General features: G+C 42.0%; 19 protein-coding genes. 12 read left to right on the top strand and 7 right to left on the bottom strand.

All coding sequences use genetic code 11. The annotated features are described in order from the left end of the window. Positions 1 to 83 precede the first annotated feature (83 nt). Together ACFQZS_RS17400 and ACFQZS_RS17395 are read left to right on the top strand one after the other, a co-directional pair. Positions 84 to 704, top strand: coding sequence for a hypothetical protein (locus ACFQZS_RS17400; protein ID WP_377102242.1), 621 nt, complete (start codon positions 84 to 86; stop codon positions 702 to 704). Between the two features lie 232 nt (positions 705 to 936). Next, positions 937 to 1185 (top strand): hypothetical protein, encoded by a 249-nt coding sequence (locus ACFQZS_RS17395; RefSeq protein ID WP_377102241.1) that lies wholly within the window; start codon positions 937 to 939, stop codon positions 1183 to 1185. Here the strand turns inward: ACFQZS_RS17395 and recO are convergent, their stop codons facing one another. From recO to tilS, 3 genes are read right to left on the bottom strand one after another with little or no spacing between them, the layout of a single operon-like run. Further along, positions 1186 to 1911 (bottom strand): DNA repair protein RecO, encoded by a 726-nt coding sequence (gene recO / locus ACFQZS_RS17390; protein ID WP_377102240.1) that lies wholly within the window; start codon positions 1909 to 1911, stop codon positions 1186 to 1188. Between the two features lie 15 nt (positions 1912 to 1926). Next, the gene (locus ACFQZS_RS17385; protein WP_377102239.1) at positions 1927 to 2406 is read right to left on the bottom strand and encodes a hypothetical protein; all 480 of its coding nucleotides are present in this window, start codon (positions 2404 to 2406) and stop codon (positions 1927 to 1929) included. Between the two features lie 23 nt (positions 2407 to 2429). Continuing rightward, positions 2430 to 3779 (bottom strand): tRNA lysidine(34) synthetase TilS, encoded by a 1350-nt coding sequence (tilS, locus tag ACFQZS_RS17380; protein ID WP_377102238.1) that lies wholly within the window; start codon positions 3777 to 3779, stop codon positions 2430 to 2432. 51 nt (positions 3780 to 3830) lie between these two features. On the opposite strand from tilS, the gene ACFQZS_RS17375 reads away from it, so the two are divergent. Then, complete coding sequence (locus ACFQZS_RS17375) at positions 3831 to 6230, top strand: OstA-like protein (RefSeq protein ID WP_377102237.1); 2400 nt, start codon at positions 3831 to 3833, stop codon at positions 6228 to 6230. 178 nt (positions 6231 to 6408) lie between these two features. Here the strand turns inward: ACFQZS_RS17375 and ACFQZS_RS17370 are convergent, their stop codons facing one another. Further along, the gene (locus ACFQZS_RS17370) at positions 6409 to 6990 is read right to left on the bottom strand and encodes a non-canonical purine NTP diphosphatase (protein ID WP_377102236.1); all 582 of its coding nucleotides are present in this window, start codon (positions 6988 to 6990) and stop codon (positions 6409 to 6411) included. A gap of 3 nt (positions 6991 to 6993) precedes the next feature. Then, complete coding sequence (locus tag ACFQZS_RS17365) at positions 6994 to 7488, bottom strand: hypothetical protein (protein ID WP_377102235.1); 495 nt, start codon at positions 7486 to 7488, stop codon at positions 6994 to 6996. 179 nt (positions 7489 to 7667) lie between these two features. On the opposite strand from ACFQZS_RS17365, the gene ACFQZS_RS17360 reads away from it, so the two are divergent. The 9 genes from ACFQZS_RS17360 to ACFQZS_RS17320 all read left to right on the top strand — a co-directional run bounded on the left by ACFQZS_RS17360 (position 7668) and on the right by ACFQZS_RS17320 (position 16364). Beyond that, positions 7668 to 9044: a peptidylprolyl isomerase gene (locus ACFQZS_RS17360; RefSeq protein WP_377102234.1), complete on the top strand. Its 1377-nt coding sequence runs from the start codon at positions 7668 to 7670 to the stop codon at positions 9042 to 9044. A 20-nt stretch (positions 9045 to 9064) separates the two neighbouring features. Then, positions 9065 to 10027 (top strand): AAA family ATPase, encoded by a 963-nt coding sequence (locus ACFQZS_RS17355; protein WP_377102232.1) that lies wholly within the window; start codon positions 9065 to 9067, stop codon positions 10025 to 10027. Positions 10028 to 10245: 218 nt separating this feature from the next. Then, the gene (gene rplM / locus ACFQZS_RS17350; RefSeq protein ID WP_294792728.1) at positions 10246 to 10683 is read left to right on the top strand and encodes a 50S ribosomal protein L13; all 438 of its coding nucleotides are present in this window, start codon (positions 10246 to 10248) and stop codon (positions 10681 to 10683) included. A gap of 23 nt (positions 10684 to 10706) precedes the next feature. After that, complete coding sequence (gene rpsI, locus ACFQZS_RS17345) at positions 10707 to 11093, top strand: 30S ribosomal protein S9 (RefSeq protein WP_377102230.1); 387 nt, start codon at positions 10707 to 10709, stop codon at positions 11091 to 11093. 21 nt (positions 11094 to 11114) lie between these two features. Continuing rightward, positions 11115 to 11981: a 30S ribosomal protein S2 gene (gene rpsB / locus ACFQZS_RS17340; protein ID WP_377102228.1), complete on the top strand. Its 867-nt coding sequence runs from the start codon at positions 11115 to 11117 to the stop codon at positions 11979 to 11981. A gap of 96 nt (positions 11982 to 12077) precedes the next feature. Further along, complete coding sequence (gene tsf, locus ACFQZS_RS17335) at positions 12078 to 12929, top strand: translation elongation factor Ts (protein ID WP_377102227.1); 852 nt, start codon at positions 12078 to 12080, stop codon at positions 12927 to 12929. A 201-nt stretch (positions 12930 to 13130) separates the two neighbouring features. After that, positions 13131 to 13835 (top strand): UMP kinase, encoded by a 705-nt coding sequence (pyrH, locus tag ACFQZS_RS17330; protein ID WP_377102226.1) that lies wholly within the window; start codon positions 13131 to 13133, stop codon positions 13833 to 13835. 126 nt (positions 13836 to 13961) lie between these two features. After that, the gene (frr, locus tag ACFQZS_RS17325; RefSeq protein WP_377102225.1) at positions 13962 to 14525 is read left to right on the top strand and encodes a ribosome recycling factor; all 564 of its coding nucleotides are present in this window, start codon (positions 13962 to 13964) and stop codon (positions 14523 to 14525) included. A gap of 75 nt (positions 14526 to 14600) precedes the next feature. Next, a complete protein-coding gene (locus ACFQZS_RS17320; protein WP_377102224.1) occupies positions 14601 to 16364 on the top strand; it encodes an ABC transporter ATP-binding protein in 1764 nt (587 codons plus the stop codon). Positions 16365 to 16597: 233 nt separating this feature from the next. Here ACFQZS_RS17320 and ACFQZS_RS17315 read toward each other — a convergent pair whose 3' ends face one another. After that, positions 16598 to 17896 carry an MFS transporter gene (locus tag ACFQZS_RS17315; RefSeq protein WP_377102223.1) on the bottom strand — a complete coding sequence of 433 codons (1299 nt, stop codon included), beginning with the start codon at positions 17894 to 17896 and terminating at the stop codon, positions 16598 to 16600. 326 nt (positions 17897 to 18222) lie between these two features. Beyond that, complete coding sequence (locus ACFQZS_RS17310) at positions 18223 to 19026, bottom strand: hypothetical protein (protein ID WP_377102222.1); 804 nt, start codon at positions 19024 to 19026, stop codon at positions 18223 to 18225. Positions 19027 to 19129: the final 103 nt, after the last annotated feature.

Genomic DNA, 19129 nt, shown 5'->3' with positions numbered 1-19129 from the left:
CTTGTGGTACAATAGCGTTTGTATACTATTATGTAGTATATTTGCGTTAAAACCAATTTTAATTTAAACGGCAGTATATTTAAATGAGATTTTTTTTACTACTTGCGTGCTGCGCGATAAGCCTTAACACATCAGCTCAGTTTTGGAAAAAAAAGGTAAGATATGCTGCAATTGAGTCTGCCAAATCTGCGCCTGCCCCTCAATTTGCTACCCCCGCTTTAAATCTTAAAAGTAACGTTGTCTATATTAATTATTATATACAACCTGTGTTTGATTTTGACCTGATGGAACAGGCCGTGCTTAAGGAAGCAAAACACAATATGCGCTACCGCGAGTATCAACAGGCCAGCCATAGTTTTACAGATCTGGCAGGTTTATATTTACTCCACAACAGGTTTTCTGAGGCTAAATGGTACCTGCTGCAAAGCATCTCGCTTTCTAACAACGCTAATCTTAAAATAGCCAACCTGTTAACGCTTGCAGGCATAAAAACCGATCTGGGCGAGGCTGCACTTGCAAAAACCGATCTTCAGGAAGCGCGTATGCTGGCCAGTGCCAATGGTTTAAAAGCCGATGTTATTGAAATTGACAGACGCCTGCTTGCGCTTAACAACAGCAAGCCCCTGATAGTGAAGCCTGAACTGCGTTACTCTGAAGCCGTAGAAGCTGCCGCGCGAAAAAAAACTACGCTTAAGGCCCTGTAAATCTAAGCGGATAGGTATTTGTTAAAATACGTTAAAAAAAACACCCTGTTTAATCTTATGCTTATATTTATATAGTTATCGAACTAAACCAATTGTTCTTTATGATAAGTTAATGAGTTAGTTAATACAAAAGAGAAAGCCCCACGCTTTCTCTTTTGCTTTTAAAAAAGTGCTGAATACTAAACATACTTGCCGTTGCGGTGTTTATCTATTAGAAAACAACAAACACGTTATGACAATAGCTCAAGATACCACACCTGCCGAAAAAGATGGTAAATACAAGTTTACACTCAATTATTCAGGACGCGAAGTTTCCTGCCAGGTAGAAAAAGAACAACAAATGCTGCACGTTATTATTGACGATAACCTAAGCGCCGAACTGAGGATAAATAGTGACGGCACAGTTACCCAAGTTGAAGGCTCATCAATACCAGACTCAAGCATTGACTATATCAAGAAGCAGGTTTTAGGCCATAATTAATCAGGATAATACCTCTTCCAATACTTCGTGCGAACGGATGCTACCGAAATTTTCGGTATGCAAGGCGTAATAATCAAGTAGTTTTGTAATCAGGTGGCGGCGGTCTTCATTATTAATTTTAAGGCCCGCCGCGCTGCTAAACCCCACATTTAGTAAACTGCTGAATATTTGCGTATACGGCTGCGAAATGAACTGTAATCCATCCGGTTTGTATTTGTTAAATGTTCCGTTCTTCAGATCAAAATAATCAGCTTCACCGGCCATGTATCTGTCAGGATAAAAACCAAGGTAGCGGGTTAAATTCACCAAAAATACCAGGTGAAAATTCGCCAGCCCATCGGTTTGATTATCCAGCCACTCAACCGCGCTAAATAAAAAATCAAACAGGTTTTCGTCGGCAGTTTGCTGTTTTACGGTTTTATATAGCACCTCGTTTAAAAACATGGCAATGCTGCTTTTAACAATATCATAAGGTATGGTTTGCAACAGGGGCGAGCTTTTTAGTTCTGCCACGCGCTGTATGCCCCCGGCATTTTTATGATATACCACCATATCCAGCAAGTGCAATGGCTGCAGCATATTACGGCTTATTTTGGCCTTCGCTTTTTTTACACCGTTGATAATATAGGATTGCAATCCGAATTTTTCGGTAAACACCTGCACAATAACGCTGCTCTCGCCGTAGTCAGTAGTTTTTAAAACAATGCCCCTGGTTTTATGCAGCATGATGAAAGCAGGTTTTTACTTCATCTCCTCTTGAATGGCTCTTAAAAGCTCATTGGGGTGTTGCGAGCCGATGATATAAACAAGGCCGTCTCTGTCTGTCAAATAAATAGCATCCCTGCCGGCAGCGTAAAATCTGATAAAACCTTTAGAGTGAAGGTTATAAACCGGATTGTTAAAAAGGTATCTGCTGTAAGGGGCCTTTTCAACTTTTATAATACCATTAAGATCTACCTTAACAAGGCGTGTTGTCCATAAGCCGTTAAGCAGCACACTTTTATTCTGAACCCTTGTTCTGAAATGAAGCAGGAAGCCCATAATGATGGATATTATTATAATAGCGAAACCCACTACCGCAAGTAAATTCCCTGTATCCTCGCGCTCATCCGTAAAAACATAGGCGGCAAAGCAAAACATGGCCAGCACCAAACGTATGGTTATCGGGATAAATTCGCGTCCCAAATATTGCTTTTCTGTAAATACTGTTTTCTCGCTCATATTTTTTAGTGTGTCTTACCCGCTCATAGTTTCGCCAGCGGGTCAATCGGCAACAGTTCGAATATAGTTACTTTTTTGGTGTTATCTGTTACTTTATAGCGCTCATCGGGCCGGTAGCCGGCAATCCATATAATATCGCCATTCGCATTTATTAGCAGCGGGATAGTTTTTTTTAGATGCAGCGGTATTTTCTGGTCTACAAAAAAATCGCTTACCTTTTTCTTCCCCTTCATTCCCAACGGGTAAAAATGATCGCTCTGGCGCCAATACCGCAATAATAACGGAAACTCCAATTTTTCGGTATCAACAGATACGGCCAAAGGGTTGTTTTTTATTATAACCGCCTCATCAGCCTTACTAATAGTCAGTTTAAATGTGCCATGTATCAAACCGCTATCGGTATCCGCTATAAAAACCGAAGGAACTTCCTGAATTTTCCGGGTGAGCACCAAAACTCCTCTATCAAGCACCAGCAGGTAACCAAAGGGCGTTTCAAATTTTCTGCCTGCATGTTTGTTAAGGCTGGCAATTACATCATCAACCTGATGTTCGCTAAAACCGTACGCCTGTAGTAATTTAAAAAGCAATAGCCGCTGCGGCACCAGTTGCTTTACCTCATCAACAGCTATATGTATCTCTGTACCGCGATGAGAAAACAGCTTTTGCCTTACCTCTTCTACTTTTAGTTCAAGCAATTGTTCAAGCTCTTTAAAATGCCTTATATTATTCTCAAACGTTTGCTCAAGCGATGGGTTGAGTTCTTTTAAAGGAGCTATAACCACGTGGCGTATTTTATTACGCGCGTATTTTACTGACGCGTTGGAGCTATCTTCAACGTAGTCCAGGTTATTTTCGGTAACTATCTGCTCTATTTCACTTCGTGTAAAACAAAGCATGGGCCTAACCAGGTTTCCGTTTTTAGGTAAAATACCATGCATGCCCGCAATGCCTGTACCGCGAACCAGGTTTAACAATATTGTTTCAACTGTATCGTTCTGATGGTGCGCCAGCGCAATGCAGGTGTAGTTATCCCGAAGGGCCACTTGTTCAAAAAATTCATAACGCAGCTCGCGGGCAGCCATTTGAATAGAGATCTTACGCTCGGCGGCATAATGTTGCGTATTAAACCATGCCGGGCAAAAGGGAGTCTGATAATGGAGAGCTAATTTATGGCAAAACTCCTGGTCGGCATCAGCCTCGGGCCGGAGTTGAAAATTGCAATGCGCTATAGTAAATTTATATCCTGCAGCGTTAAGCAGATGCACCATGGCTACAGAATCAATACCACCGCTAACGGCTACCAGCAAATTGCTGTCGCGGGTAAAGAGGTGGTTTTTTTTAATAAAATCTGTAAAGCGTTTAAGTGGCAGCATTCATCAAAATTATTAATTTAATAACCCCCCGCAAAAAACTAATTTTGCCAAGTGAGTAAATACGTTTTAAGTCTCCTGTTATTGTTTATTACCTGCACCGCTATGGCGCAAAGGCCGGGCACGTCAAGGGTTACGCTTTTGGGGTCAGATTCTGCCAGTGTTGCCACCAAAAGGAATGGCAAACCTGCAATGAAATTCTACAGAGGATCTTTCAGGCAGGATTATTCTACGCTTACAGCAGATAGTTCGTTGTTTTATTATGATGATAACATGGTAGACTCTTATGGCCATGTTATCATAAACCAGGGCGATACGCTGCACATTTTTGCGGATAAACTGCATTATGATGGCAATACAAAATTAGCCACGTTAACCGGTAATGTTAAAATGGTGGATAAAGACGCCACTTTAACAACCGACTTTTTCACCTACAATACGGCTACCAAGTTTGGCACTTATACCGGCGGGGGCAAGCTTTTTAATAAAGACAATACATTAACCAGCAAAAACGGCTATTATTTAGCGGGCAGCCGCGACGCGTATTTTAGGTATAACGTAATTTGCACTACCCCCGATGCTATTATCCGGACGGATACCTTGCGATATAACTCCGGCAGTCGCATCTCCTGGTTTTACGGGCCCACAACTATTACCGGCACCAAAGACAAGGATGTGCTGTATACCGAAAACGGGCGCTATGAAACCCAAACCGAGCAGGCTTTTTTCGGCAAAAAAAATCTGTACACCCAAGGCAGCAAAACACTAAAAGGCGACAGTCTTTTTTATGATAGGTTGAAAGGCTATGGCCGCGCGGTTAAAAATGTGGTATTTGATGATAAAGAGCAGCATGCCACTGTAAAGGGCCATTTGGGCGAGTATTATAAGGACGCCGAAACTGCTAAAATTACGCAAAACCCTTATGTTGTTTTTGTAACGCAGGATAGTTCTAAAAGTAAGGTCCCCGCCGATTCTGTAATCAAAACCATAGCTAAAGATTCATTATCTGCGGCAAAAAAAGGTGTCGCTATAAAAAAAACCGCACTTGCTGTTACATCAGCAAATTCAAAATCGGTACCTAATCAAATTACCGCCGCTAAGCCTACTTTAAAAGCGGTAACCGATTCTGTTATAAAAAGCGCGAGCGCAGCAAAAATACCTGCTGCAGCCAATTTAACCTTAAAAGCCGTTACCGATACGGTTATGAAGGCGGCGCAGCAAAAAGGCAACGCACCACCAAATAAAGCTGTATCTAACCAAAAGGCAAATCCTAATGCAATTGCCTTAAAAGACTCCGCTGCACTACAGCCAACGGCCAAAGTAGACTCTATGTATATGGGTGCCGATACCATTATTACGCGTGTTATTACTGTAAAACAGGAACGGGAGATGAAACTGGCGCGCTATCTTTTAGACAACCCTGACACAGCCGCTGCAAGAAGGCCAAAAAGCGTAATGTTAACCAAAGCCACTTTACCAAAGGTTTTAAAAATTACGCCTCCGTCTTTTCCAACAGACACCAGCTTTATACACCCCGATTTTTTTGGGGCACCAGTTAAACCTGCAGCTAAGCCTGTAGTAAAGGCCCCGGCGCCAAAAAGCCCCGTTAACACAAAGCCTGCCGCAACAAAGGCAGTTAAAATTGATTCGGTAGCGTTAAAGGCTAAGATGCTAAGTGATACTGCAAAGGTGCGTATTATTATAGGATACCATGCCGCCAAAATATTCAAGTCTGACCTGCAGGCTAAAGCCGACTCAATATATTACAGCAGCAGCGACTCTACCATACGGCTTTTTGTTAACCCTATAATATGGACGCAGGGATCGCAATTAACGGGCGATACCATTGCCTTGCAAATGAAGAACAGAAAAATTGACAACATTGATCTGTTTCCGAACGGCTTTATTGTAAATATTGAAAAAAACGACTCGCTGCATTTTAACCAGGTGAGCGGGAAAAAGATACATGGCACTTTTAAAGACAGCCGCCTTAATACCATGGAGGTGAACGGCAATGCGGAGACCATTTATTTTAACCGCGATTCTGTTAAAAATGTAGTTACAGAAATGGCGCATGAAATAGCCAATATTATAAAAGCCCGTTTTAAAAATGGCAAACTTGGCCGCGCAAATACCTACGGAAATACCGAAATGAAGGCGAACGCCATAAACAAGGTTAAGGATGACGACAAAATTTTAAAAGGATTTATCTGGAAACCCCAGGAGCGCCCAAAAACTAAAGAGGATATTACAGGCATAGCCGGCAAGCCCAATGCGCCTGTGGTAGCAGTTAAACCATCCGGCGGCAAAAAAGCAACCGCGCCACCCGCGGCAACTAAGGGCACAGGCAAAGAAACGCCGGTAAAACCAGGCACGGATAAGCCGGCAACTACGCCGGTTAAAGACGCCGCGCCACCTAAGCAGGTAGTTTATGATGTGATAATAAGTAATTGAGGCAGCTGGCAAAAGTGTATACAACTATTGGTTGTATTGGGCTTTTTCAATACAATTTTGCAATAAACTAAATAATTAACCTGTTATTTATCAGAATATTGCGAAAAAGTGTATACAAACTACAAAGGGTTAAGTGGCTGTATACGGCTACACCTTTTATCAATAAAAGTGCACCATTTTACGTATTTTTCTTCAAAAACTCCACCAGCTTTTCAACCGCCCTTCCTCTATGACTTATCGCATTTTTTTGCGCGAGGCTCATTTCGGCAAAAGTAATATTATATCCATCTGGTTGGAAAACAGGATCGTATCCAAAACCATCCTTACCTGATAATTCGGTGCGTATGCTACCATTAACGGTCCCCTCAAAAAAGTGCTCCTCCCCATTCCATATCAGCGAAATAACGGTTATAAACCTCGCGTTCCTGTTAGGATTGTCTGCCAGTTGCGTAAGCACTTTGCCATTGTTAGCAGCGTGATTTCCATGCTGCCCCGCGTACCTCGCCGAGTAAACACCCGGCTCTCCATTCAGGGCGTCAATTTCAAGGCCACTATCATCAGCAAAACAATTTATATGGTACTTACTATTTATAAAATGGCTTTTAATAGATGCGTTATCTTTAAATGTTGAGCCTGTTTCGTCAATATCACCGTGGCAGCCAATGTCGTTTAAGCTTAAAAGTTTTATCTTTCCAGCCACAGCAGCCTGCACCTCGGCAAGTTTATGGGCATTATTGGTGGCAAATACTAATTGCTGCATGGGTTAAAGATTTTTCATTTGCTCCCAAAAGGCGCGCTTGTTATCAGTATTCTCCATCATGTCGTCAAAGCAAAAGCTCAATAAGGTATTGCGTCCGCCTATAGCCTGCGAATGATTAAACTGTGGCTCTTCCATGCCAACAGGGATCGCCTTATGGCCCAGGATAAGCAGTTTTTCTGGACTGAAATGGTTAGTTAGCGTGTTTATATCGGCATCGTTTCTGGCCATATTCAAAATCGCCACATCATCTGTTTGATAGCCCTTTCGGGAAAGAATTGCTTCCAGAGCAGTAAAATGTACAGCATATATAGCCTCGTGATCGGGATAGTGCGTCAAAATCAAAAATTTCTTCCTGTTTTTTCCCTCGTAGTTGAAGCTAAAAGGCACGCTTTCAGCTTCCTTAACAACTTTTTTACTTTCAACCTCTTTATCGTGGGGTAGCAAATAGATATCTTCGTTTATTATGAACCGAAACGCGGCAGGGTCTTCTACTTTCACTTTTAACAAATTTTAACCAAAAATAGTTAAAGTGTTTGAAGCTTTATCGGCATATTCGCACAATTATAAATCTGCACTATCTTTGCGCTCCGTTTGCGCGTTGTTGTAGGGAATAAGATTTGCCAAAAAATGGCGTTTGTTATACGGATTTGTTGCAGTAGGTACATATTAATTTTTACATGAGAAAGATAACATTAGTAATTATAGGTTTTGTTTTGTTTACCACAGCCGCCAGCGCTCAAAAACAAGTGCTGGATAAGATTGTGGCAACCGTGGGGGGCAATATTATTTTAAAATCAGATCTAGATCTTCAATACTCGCTTTACTTGTCTAACGGCAACCCGCCTAATGAGGATATTAAGTGCACGCTGTTGCAATCTATCCTTTCGCAAAAGCTGCTTAACCACCAGGCGCAAATAGATAGTATTGAGGTAAAAAATGATGATGTTGATAACGAGATAGACCGCCGCATGCGCCGCAGTATTCAACAAGCCGGTGGCGAAGCCAACTTAGAAAAGTTTCTTAACAAATCATTAGTACAATATAAGGACGAGATTCGTGGTGAAATTAAGGAGGGTATGCTGGCCGAGAGGATGCGTGCTAAAATAACTGAAAAGATCAATATCACTCCGCAGGAGATAAAGAAGTTTTTTGATGCTATACCAAAAGATAGTTTGCCAACTTTTAACAAAGAAGTAGAGGTAGGCCAAATTGTTATTGATCCGAAACTATCAAAGGAAGAAAAAGAAGATTCGCGAAAAAAAGCACAGGATTTGTTAGAGAGATTTAAAAACGGCGAAGATTTTGCCACCCTTGCCAAACTTTACTCGCATGATCTTGCTTCTGCCAGAGAAGGTGGCGACCTGGGCTTTGGCGACCGGACGGGTTACGTAAAAGAGTTTTCAGCCTGGGCCTTTAAACTTAAAGCAGGCGAGACATCGCCGGTGTTTGAAAGCGATTTTGGATTTCACTTTTTACAGGTTATTGAACGCAGGGGCGAGAACGTACATGCACGCCATATATTGATTATGCCCAAAATAACCGAGGCAAGCGTTAAACGTGCGCAGACCAAAGCCGACTCTATTTACAAAGTAATAATGGATAGCAAAGGAAAGGGAGAATACTTTGCAAGTGCGGCAAATGTTTTTTCTGACGATAAGGAAACCAAGTATAGTGGTGGTATGCTGTTAAATCCGGATAACGTTGAGGTGCGTACCACTTTTATTCCTACTAACCGCCTTGATCCGCAGGTTGCTTTGGTAATTGACACTATGAAAGTAGGGGCAATTTCAAAAGCCCAATTATATACTGACCCAAATACGGGTAAAGCCAGTTATCGTGTTTATTACCTTAAATCGGTAACTGATGCCCATAAGGCTAACCTGGAACAAGACTACCCTAAAATAAAGGCCATGGCTAACTCTAACAAAATGAACCGGGTGATGAGCGAGTGGTTTGAGAAAAAAAGAAAAGAAAACTATATAAAAATAGATAAGCAATACCAGCAATGTCCGCAATTGCAAGGCTGGTCAACTGTAACAGCTTCAATCAAATAAACCCAAAAACCCTTAACATTATGCAACACCGATCTGACGTAGAGGCCGCCGATGCCTTAAAACAAGCGTACCAGCAAATACGAACAGAAATAGGTAAAGTTATAGTGGGACAGGACGAAGTTGTTAAGTTTATACTCATTTCCATTTTCAGTAACGGGCACTGCTTATTAGTGGGTGTACCCGGTTTGGCAAAAACCTTACTGGTGCAAACTGTATCGCAGGTGCTTGACCTTGATTTTAACCGTATTCAGTTTACTCCAGATTTAATGCCATCTGACATTATTGGCGCCGAGATACTGGGTGAAGACAGAAATTTTAAATTTATCCCGGGCCCGGTGTTTTCCAACATCATCCTGGCCGACGAGATAAACCGCACCCCGCCAAAAACACAGGCAGCTTTGTTAGAGGCCATGCAAGAAAAATCTGTTACAGCAGCGGGTGTTACCCATAAGCTGGCGCAACCATTTTTTGTGTTAGCTACGCAAAACCCTATTGAACAAGAAGGTACATATCCACTACCAGAGGCGCAACTGGATAGGTTTATGTTCAAAGTATCGCTTGATTATCCATCATTTGCAGAAGAAGTTCAGGTGGTACGCAATACCACCAGCACCTTAAAGCAGGAAGTTACCAAGCAGCTTAATGCTGAACAAATAATATATTTTCAGCAGTTGGTACGTAATATCCCTGTTGCTGATAACGTGCTGGAGTATGCCGTTAAACTGGTAGCTAAAACCCGTCCCGGTGGCGAGTTCGCTGCTCCGCAGGTTCAACGCCTGCTTAACTGGGGTGCAGGTCCGCGTGCATCACAGTATTTAATATTAGGCGCAAAATGCCATGCCGTGCTAAGCGGAAAGTATTCGCCGGATATTGAGGATGTACAAGCCGTAGCAAAACCTATTTTAGGTCATCGTATAGTACGTAGCTACCACGCCGAGGCAGAAGGCCTTTCTACTGATGATATTGTAGCACAGTTGTTTTAATAAGTACTGATAAATCTATTCCGCCAATCAACCTCACCGGGTACATTCTGGTTAAGTTGATTGGTTTTTTTGTTTTAATAATTTTTCTGTTGAGGACAGCTAAATCTTTCCTGCAAAATATCCTTCCATCCCCCTTGCAAATAAAAGTTTAAACCGTATCTTTGCAGTCCCTAAAAAGTGGGGTTAAATAAACATTTTATTAAATTAATTTAAAGCAAGTGAATACGTTAAGTTACAAAACTGTCTCTGCCAACAAAAAAACCGTTAACAAACAGTGGGTTGTTGTTGACGCTGAAGGCGAGATCCTGGGGCGCTTGTCTACAAAGATCGCAATGATCATTCGTGGAAAAAACAAGCCTGAATTTACCCCAAACGTAGACTGTGGTGATAATGTAATAGTTATCAACGCAGACAAGGTAAAGCTTACCGGAAACAAATTTAGCGACAAGCAATATGTTTCTTACACCGGTTATCCGGGCGGTCAGCGTTTCATTTCTCCTAAGGAGTTAATGGCAAAACATCCAACGCGCGTAATTGAAAAAGCAGTGCGTGGTATGTTACCTAAAAATCGTTTGGGCAAAGCATTGTTTGGCAATTTGCATGTATATGCCGGTGCCGAGCATCCTCATGCAGCACAAAACCCAAAAGCTATTTAATCATTAACTAAGGAAAAAGAAAAATGCCAACAACTAACACTTCAGGCAGAAGAAAAACCGCCGTTGCACGTATCTACCTTACTGATGGTAGCGGTGCTATTACCGTTAACGGTAAAGATTACAAAGAATATTTCCCAACATTGCCATTGCAATACATTGTTACTCAATCAACAGAAGTATCTGGCTCAGCCGGATTATATGATGTTAAAGTAAACGTTGCAGGTGGTGGTGTTAAAGGACAGGCAGAAGCCGTTCGTTTAGCTATTGCTAAAGCTATTGTTGAACTTGATGCTGATAAGAAACCTGCGCTACGCGCCAAGGGCTTAATGACACGCGACATGCGTATGGTTGAGCGTAAAAAACCAGGACGCAAGAAAGCACGTAAGAGATTCCAATTCAGTAAACGTTAAAATTTTAAGGAGAACAACACAATGGCAAGAACAACATATGACGAGTTACTGGATGCTGGTGTACACTTTGGGCACCTTACCCGCAAATGGGATCCGAAAATGTCTCAATACATTTTCATGGAGCGCAACGGTATACACATTATCGATTTAAATAAAACCTTATCAAAGGTTGAAGAAGCTGCTGCAGCTATAAAACAAATTGTAAAATCAGGCCGCAAAGTATTATTCGTAGCTACTAAGAAACAAGCTAAGGATATTGTAGCTGAGTATGCAAAAGGTGTAAACATGCCTTTCATCACCGAGCGTTGGTTAGGTGGTATGTTAACCAACTTTGCTACTGTACGCAAGTCAATCAAAAAGATGTCAAACATCGATAAATTGACTAAAGACGGTACTTACAGCAACCTTTCTAAAAAAGAAAGACTGATGATACAGCGTGAGCGTATTAAATTGGAAAGCTTATTAGGCGGTATTGCCGATCTGAACCGCTTACCTGCTGCGCTTTTCCTTATCGACGTTAAAAAAGAGCACATCGCTGTTTCTGAAGCATTAAAGTTAAATATCCCAACCTTTGCAATGGTTGATACTAACTCTGATCCTTCAAACATTGACTTCCCTATCCCTGCGAATGATGACGCTACCAAATCAATTTCATTGATCACCGGTATCATAATAAAAGCTATTGAAGAAGGTTTAGACGAGCGCAAACGCGAGAAAGACGACGAAGCTGAAAAAGAAGCTGCACAGGCTAAAGCGAAAGCTGATGCTCCTGAAGTTGCAGACAGATCTGCTGCTGCAGGCGAAGGCAAAAGAGCACGTAAAGGTGCTGTTGAAGCTACTGCCGCTGTAGAAGACGATGCACCTGCTGCTGAAGGCTCTGAAGAATAATTATTAAAGAGTTGTAAGTTGTGAGTTATGGGTTGTAAGTTTTTACACCTATAACTTTCAACTTGCAACTTTCAACTTTTAAAACATAAATACAAAATGTCTACAGTACAAATATCTGCCGCTGATGTAAACAAATTACGCCAGCAAACCGGTGCCGGTATGATGGATTGCAAAAAAGCCTTGACCGAAACTAACGGCGACTTTGAAGCAGCCATTGACTTTTTAAGAAAAAAAGGCGCTAAAGTAGCTGCCAGCCGTCAGGATCGCGAATCAAACGAAGGCGTGGTAATTGCGCGCACATCTGCTGATGGAAAACGCGGTGTTATTATTGAGCTGAACTGCGAAACAGACTTTGTTGCTAAAAATGCTGAATTTGTTGCTTTTGCTAACGGCATTGCTAACGAAGCGGTGGAGCAAAATCCAAAATCATTAGAGGAGTTAAACCAATTGTCTATTGACATTGAAAACTCACGCCCTACTATAGCTGAAGCCTGCATTGAAAAAACAGGTAAAATTGGCGAGAAAATAGGCGTATCTAAGTTTGAAGTAATTGAAGGCGAAAAAGTTGTAGCTTACATACACGGTAACTTCCGTTTAGGTGTATTGGTTGGCTTAAGTACTGATGTTGCCGGTGCTGACGAAGCAGGTAAAGACGTTGCTATGCAAATTGCTGCAATGAACCCTGTTGCTGTTGATAAAGACGGCGTTGATGCTACGGTTATTGAGCGTGAGTTAGAGATAGCTAAAGAACAAATTCGTGCTGAAGGCAAACCAGAAGAAATGGTTGAAAAAATTGCTGCCGGCAAACTGAATAAGTTTTACAAAGACTCAACCCTGTTAAACCAGGAGTTTGTTAAAGATTCATCAAAAAGTGTTGCACAGTTTTTAAGCAGCATTGATAAGGGCCTTACGGTAACCGCCTTTAAGCGGGTAGCTTTAGGAGCTTAATTATTTTATCCCCCTCGTTTACACGAGGGGGTTTTTTTTTGCCATAGCCCCACCCAACCCTTGCCGGTAGGGAGGGCTTTTTAATGAGCGGTTTGAAGTCTCCCCTTTCAGGCGGAGATCCAGAGGGGGCTGCTTAACAAATACGACATAAAATTTTAACAGTAACATTAATTCTATATTTTTGGTAAACCCAACATCTATATGAAATACAAAAGAATCCTTCTAAAACTTAGTGGAGAGTCGTTAATGGGCGACCAGCAATATGGCATTGATAACAAGCAGGTTTTACAATATGCCCAGGATATTAAAAGTGTACGTGAAAAAGGGATAGAGATAGCAATAGTTGTTGGAGGAGGTAATATTTTCAGGGGATTAAGTGCAGAAAAATCAGGCATGGACCGGGCTCAGGCCGATTATATGGGCATGCTGGCAACCGTAATAAATTGCATGGCGCTGCAAAATGCTTTAGAAACCGTTGGTGTGGAAACTCGTTTGCAATCGGCCATTAAAATGGAGCAGGTATGCGAACCCTATATTCGTCGCAGAGCTATGCACCATTTAGAGGAGGGAAAAATTGTAATATTTGGCGCAGGTACCGGCAATCCTTATTTTACTACCGATACAGCTGCATCTTTACGTGCTATTGAGATAAAGGCCGACGTTGTTTTAAAGGGAACCCGTGTTGATGGTATTTATACTGCTGATCCGGAGAAAGACCCAACCGCAACCCGCTTTGACGAAATATCTTTTCAGGAAGTGTATGATAAAGGCCTTAATGTAATGGATATGACGGCTATTACGCTTTGCCAGGAAAACAATTTACCCATTATTGTTTTTGACATGAACAAAGAAGGCAACTTTATGAAGATAGCCAGCGGCGAACAGATTGGTACTTTGGTAAAGTAAGCTATAGATTCAAGAGCCAAGATTCAAGAAACAAGATGAATATCCGGACTAAATTGCCTTGATTGTTGACTCTTGCTTCCTGACTCTCACAGAAATTCATATTTTTGAAAAAAAATAAATACAGCAATGAGCGAACTCATTAAAAAACAGGTAAACGACGCTAAGGCCGCTATGGATAAGGCAATAGCGCATACTGATAATGAACTAAATAAAATACGTGCAGGCAAGGCTAGCCCATCTATGCTTGATGATATTGTGGTAGATTACTACGGTAGCCCTACCCCTCTTAGTCAGGTAGGTAGCGTTAACACACCCGATGCCCGCACTATTGTGGTACAGCCTTGGGAAAAATCATTATTGGGGCTTATTGAAAAAGCAATTATGGAAGCCAATTTGGGCGTAAATCCTCAGAATGACGGCATCATTATCCGCATTAATGTACCACCGCTTACTGAAGAGCGCCGTCGCGATTTGGTTAAAAAAGCAAAAGCCGAAGCTGAAAGTGGCAAAATTGGTATCCGCAACATCCGTAAAGATGCCAACGAGAAAATACGTAAGCTAAAATCAGAAGGCGTATCAGAAGATGAGATGAAAACCGGCGAGGGCGAGATTCAAAAACTGACCGATGCTTTCATTATAAAAGTAGATCAGCTATCTGATGCTAAAGAAAAAGATATCATGACCGTGTAGTTTAACTGCATTGTCAAATTAAAAGGGAATGAGCTACTTAGCCATTCCCTTTTTTTATGTTTGCACATATAATTTATGAATATACTCTTATCCTATCTTAAAGAACATAAATGGACGGTTGCGCTGGCACTTGCCCTTGCCGGTATTAACATCGGATTTTCGCTTGTTGATCCCCTAATAACCGGGAAAATACTGGACAATTACATACTGCCCGCTGATAGCGCAACAGTAACATACGAATACCGTTTACACGGTGCCCTGCTGATGGTTGGTTTAGCGGTTGGCGCTGCCATGGTATCGCGTATAGCAAAAAACTTTCAGGATTATTTTACCAATATAGTGGTGCTTAAAACAGGCGCGCAAATGTATAGCGATGGTCTAAAACACTCTTTAGAACTACCTTACCAGGTTTTTGAGGACCAGCGCAGCGGCGAAACCCTGGGCATTTTACAAAAGGTAAGGCAGGATTGTGAAAAGTTTATCACCTCTTTTATAAGCGTACTATTTGTAAGCCTGGTAGGGATGGTTTTTGTTATTGTTTATTCGCTAAAAGTAAACTACCAGGTTACGTTGGTATATTTTACTGCCATACCTGTTATAGCGATTGTAAGTACTTTATTAAGTAAGCGAATAAAAAAGATCCAGAAAAGCATTGTTTCTGAAACTACAGCGCTGGCGGGATCCACAACCGAATCATTAAGAAACATTGAGCTGGTTAAAAGTCTTGGCCTGGCTAAACAAGAAATAGACCGGCTAAATAAAACTACCTACAAAATACTCGACCTTGAACTCAAGAAAGTGAAGTTTGTGCGTAGCATGAGCTTTATACAAGGTACCACGGTTAACCTGGTGCGCAGTGTAATGATAGTTGTGTTATTGATGCTGATATTTAAGCACACGTTAACGCCCGGTAATTACTTTCAGTTTTTGTTCTATTCGTTCTTCCTGTTTAATCCACTACAGGAGCTGGGCAACGTGATACAATCATGGCGCGAGGCGCAGGTGTCTTTGGCTAACTTTGAACGGATAATAACCACCCCTATTGACAAAAAGCCCGAGAAGCCGGTTCTGTTAGATAAAGTAACCAAACTTACTTTTGATAACGTAAGCTTTAAGCACCTAACCGCCAACCGCAACGCGCTTAACCACATTAACTTTGAAACCAACACCCGCGAGACAATTGCATTTGTTGGCCCATCAGGCTCCGGCAAAACTACTTTGGTAAAGCTGCTGGTGGGTTTGTACCAGCCGTTGGAGGGCGATATTTTATATAACGGAATAGTAAGTAAAGAAATTGACCTTGATCAGCTGCGCGAGCGTGTTGGTTTTGTAACACAGGATACCCAGCTCTTCTCTGGCACCATACGCGAAAATTTATTATTCGTGCGCCCCAATGCTACCGACGAGGAATGTATGACCGTGTTGCAACGAGCTGCCTGCCAAACCTTGCTTGCGCGTGCAAACAACGGCCTGGATACGGTTATTGGCGAGGGTGGTGTGAAAGTATCCGGAGGGGAGAAACAGCGGCTTTCTATAGCCCGTGCCCTGCTGCGCAGGCCGGATCTGCTGGTGTTTGATGAGGCCACCTCGTCACTCGATTCGCTTACGGAGGAGGAGATAACCGAAACCATAAAAGATGTATCGGTATTGAACGATCATATAACCATCCTTATCGCTCACCGTTTATCTACCATTATGCATGCCGACAGGATCTACGTGCTGGAGAAAGGCCGTATTATAGAATGGGGCGGGCATACCGAGTTACTGCTGCAAAAAGGATTGTATTACGCCATGTGGCGCCAGCAGATTGGAGAGAAAGTGTCGTTAGAGGAAGAATAAGTTAACATACTTGTCCCACGCATATGTGAGACAAAGTGAGACACTTTGGGACAATTTTTTTTGTAAGCAATTGACAATTAACTGTTTGATGTTTTCCCGTGGGACAAAGTGGGACAATACTAAATTCGCATTTTTATAGTACTATTTTCACATTTAAGATACAAGTTGCTGATAATAAGAAATTTATATTATGTCCTTTCTCATTGTCTTAATGTCTCGCTTTGGGACAAATATTATTCCCTTGGAGGATCGGTATGATTCGGTGTATGGATCTGGTTAAGCGATAAAGGCACCAGCTTTTTAGTTTTAAAGAACGTTACTATTACTATAAGCAACGTCATGCTGCCACCAAAAATTACCGAAGGTACCGTACCCAGTAGTTTTGCTGCTGTTCCCGATTCAAACGCCCCTATCTCATTAGATGAGCCAATAAACATTTGATTTACGGACGATACCCTGCCGCGCATATGATCTGGCGTGAGCAGTTGCATAATGGTGCCGCGTATTAATACACTTACGCTGTCAAATCCGCCTTCGGCAAAAAGAAACAATAATGATAAGTAAAAATTGCGCGAGAGCGCAAAGCCTATAATAGATAGCCCAAACCCGGCTACCGCTATCAGCAGATTGCGCCAGGGCTTGCCCATGGGCGAGATGCGGGCCATAGCCAACATTACTACAACGGCCCCGGTTGAAGAGGTGGCGCGCATAATGCCCAACCCCTCCGCTCCTACTTTCAGTATCTCGTTAGCAAAAACCGGTAGCAAGGCAACAGCCCCGCCAAAAAACACGGAGAAAAGATCAAGGCTCATGGCGCTGATCATCATTTTGTTATGAAAAACAAAGTGCAATCCTTCCGACAGGCTTTTCCAGATACTCTCTTTAGGAACAAAAACGGGCGGATATTTCCGCAAAAAGAAAACGCATATTAACGCGGTTAGCAAAAACAAAAGGATAACTGTAAACGCCGCGGTTATGCCGTAAAAGCCATAGATGAGTCCGCCGGCGGCCGGGCCGAGTATCGACGCGATTTGAAAGCCCGAACTGCTCCAGGTGCTTGAGTTAGGGTAAAGCTCTTTAGGCACGCTATGCGCCAGCACTGTAAATGCGGCCGGCCCATAAAAAGCCCTGGCAATGCCGTTACAAAAGACCATAACATAAATAATATGCTCCACCCAATCCTGATGAATTGCGGCGCTTACATTTTTAAGCGTGACGGTAAATATTACTGCTGATGAAAGGAACACTAACGTAAAAACCAATAAAAGCATCTTTCTTTTCTCACTTTTATCGGCAATGTATCCACCAAATAAACCAAAGCCTAGGGCGGGGATAGCCTCGCTTAAGCCAATCAAGCCCAAAGCAAAGGCACTTTTAGTAAGGTGATAAATGTAAAAGCCCAGTATAACCGCCTGCATCTGGTAAGCAAACGTAAAAAAGAAACGCATACCCAGGTACGAGCGGAAATCTTTATAACGCAGTGCTGCAAATGTGTCTTTTTTTACCGGCGGGGTGGATTCTGTGTCTGACATGGCTTTCGACCCAAATTTACAGCATTGGCATTAACACAAGTTGCTAATAAATAAAATATGACTTTTTTAGAAGAATCAAGAGACAAGATTTTTAAAGTCATGCCGAATTTATTTCGGCGACTCACAGGACATAAACGCCTGCTTAGCTGTGGGGTGCTGAAACAAGTTCAGCATGACAGTTTTTTACCCCCGCCAAGTCATGCCGAATTTATTTCGACATCCCACAGTACATAAACGCCTGCTTAGCATATGGGGTGCTGAAACAAGTTCAGCATGACAGTTTTTTTGTCCCCGCAGGGTCTCTCGCGGAGGACGGCGAACAATTGCTATTCTCTATCTGATTTTGCCAAGGTGTATTCCCCAAAAAAATCGGTGGTATAGGAGGCTTGTTCTATTTCTAGCGGTGCCAGTGCACCTGGTCTGGGTTTCATTTTACTGGTTCCATCCGGATTGTACACAATATCAAACCCATTTAAATTCATAATTTCCATACCGTTGCACTCAATGTGATATGTAAATTTACTTAAGCCGTTAATAATGGGTTTTAACAGCTTTAGATCAAGCGCTAACTCTACAGTAAGTTCCATTTTATTGTTAAAAAGCATCGCTGCCTGTATCCCATAGTTGTTATAAACAGACAACACCGTATCGCTACCATTAACTTTACCAAAAGACAGTATTTTTGCCATAGTTAACAGTTTTTTGTTGTTTGCGGTTATGGTTGAATCGGGATAAATCCCGGAAGGCTCACCGTCAATAACCTTTGCATTATTGTAATTGATATACTTTTTGTTTTCATATGCTAAAACGGGATACGTAAGGCGCACTGCGTTGTCTGTCTTACGGTCGGTGCTTATGGTAAGCGAAATACCTCCGCCTATAATTTTACGGGTAACGGGTGCATCAGTTGCATGTATAATTATATATAAATAGCCTGCGTTGTTAGCCACGTTATAAAAAAAGCCCGTGCCTTTATTGTAAGCCTGCCACTTATTTCCCCATTCTGTTGCTTTTCCATCTATTTTTACGTTAGCGGGCGAGCGCAGGCTTATTTGCTGCACATTAGGCAACTTTTGGGCATATACACTAGTAAAAGAGAGTACTATGATAAGGATGAGGATGTTTTTCATAGTTGTTAGATTAACTTGCACGTATAACTTATTTCTTAGTTGCAAGGTAATTTGAATAAGACATATATCCAAGGGTGTCCCCGCATCCCACAGGACACAAACA

The organism is Mucilaginibacter calamicampi (assembly GCF_042676765.1).
GTDB lineage: Bacteria > Bacteroidota > Bacteroidia > Sphingobacteriales > Sphingobacteriaceae > Mucilaginibacter > Mucilaginibacter calamicampi.
The sequence above is the reverse complement of the archived record's forward strand: the minus strand, read 5'-3'. Positions and strand labels throughout refer to the sequence as shown.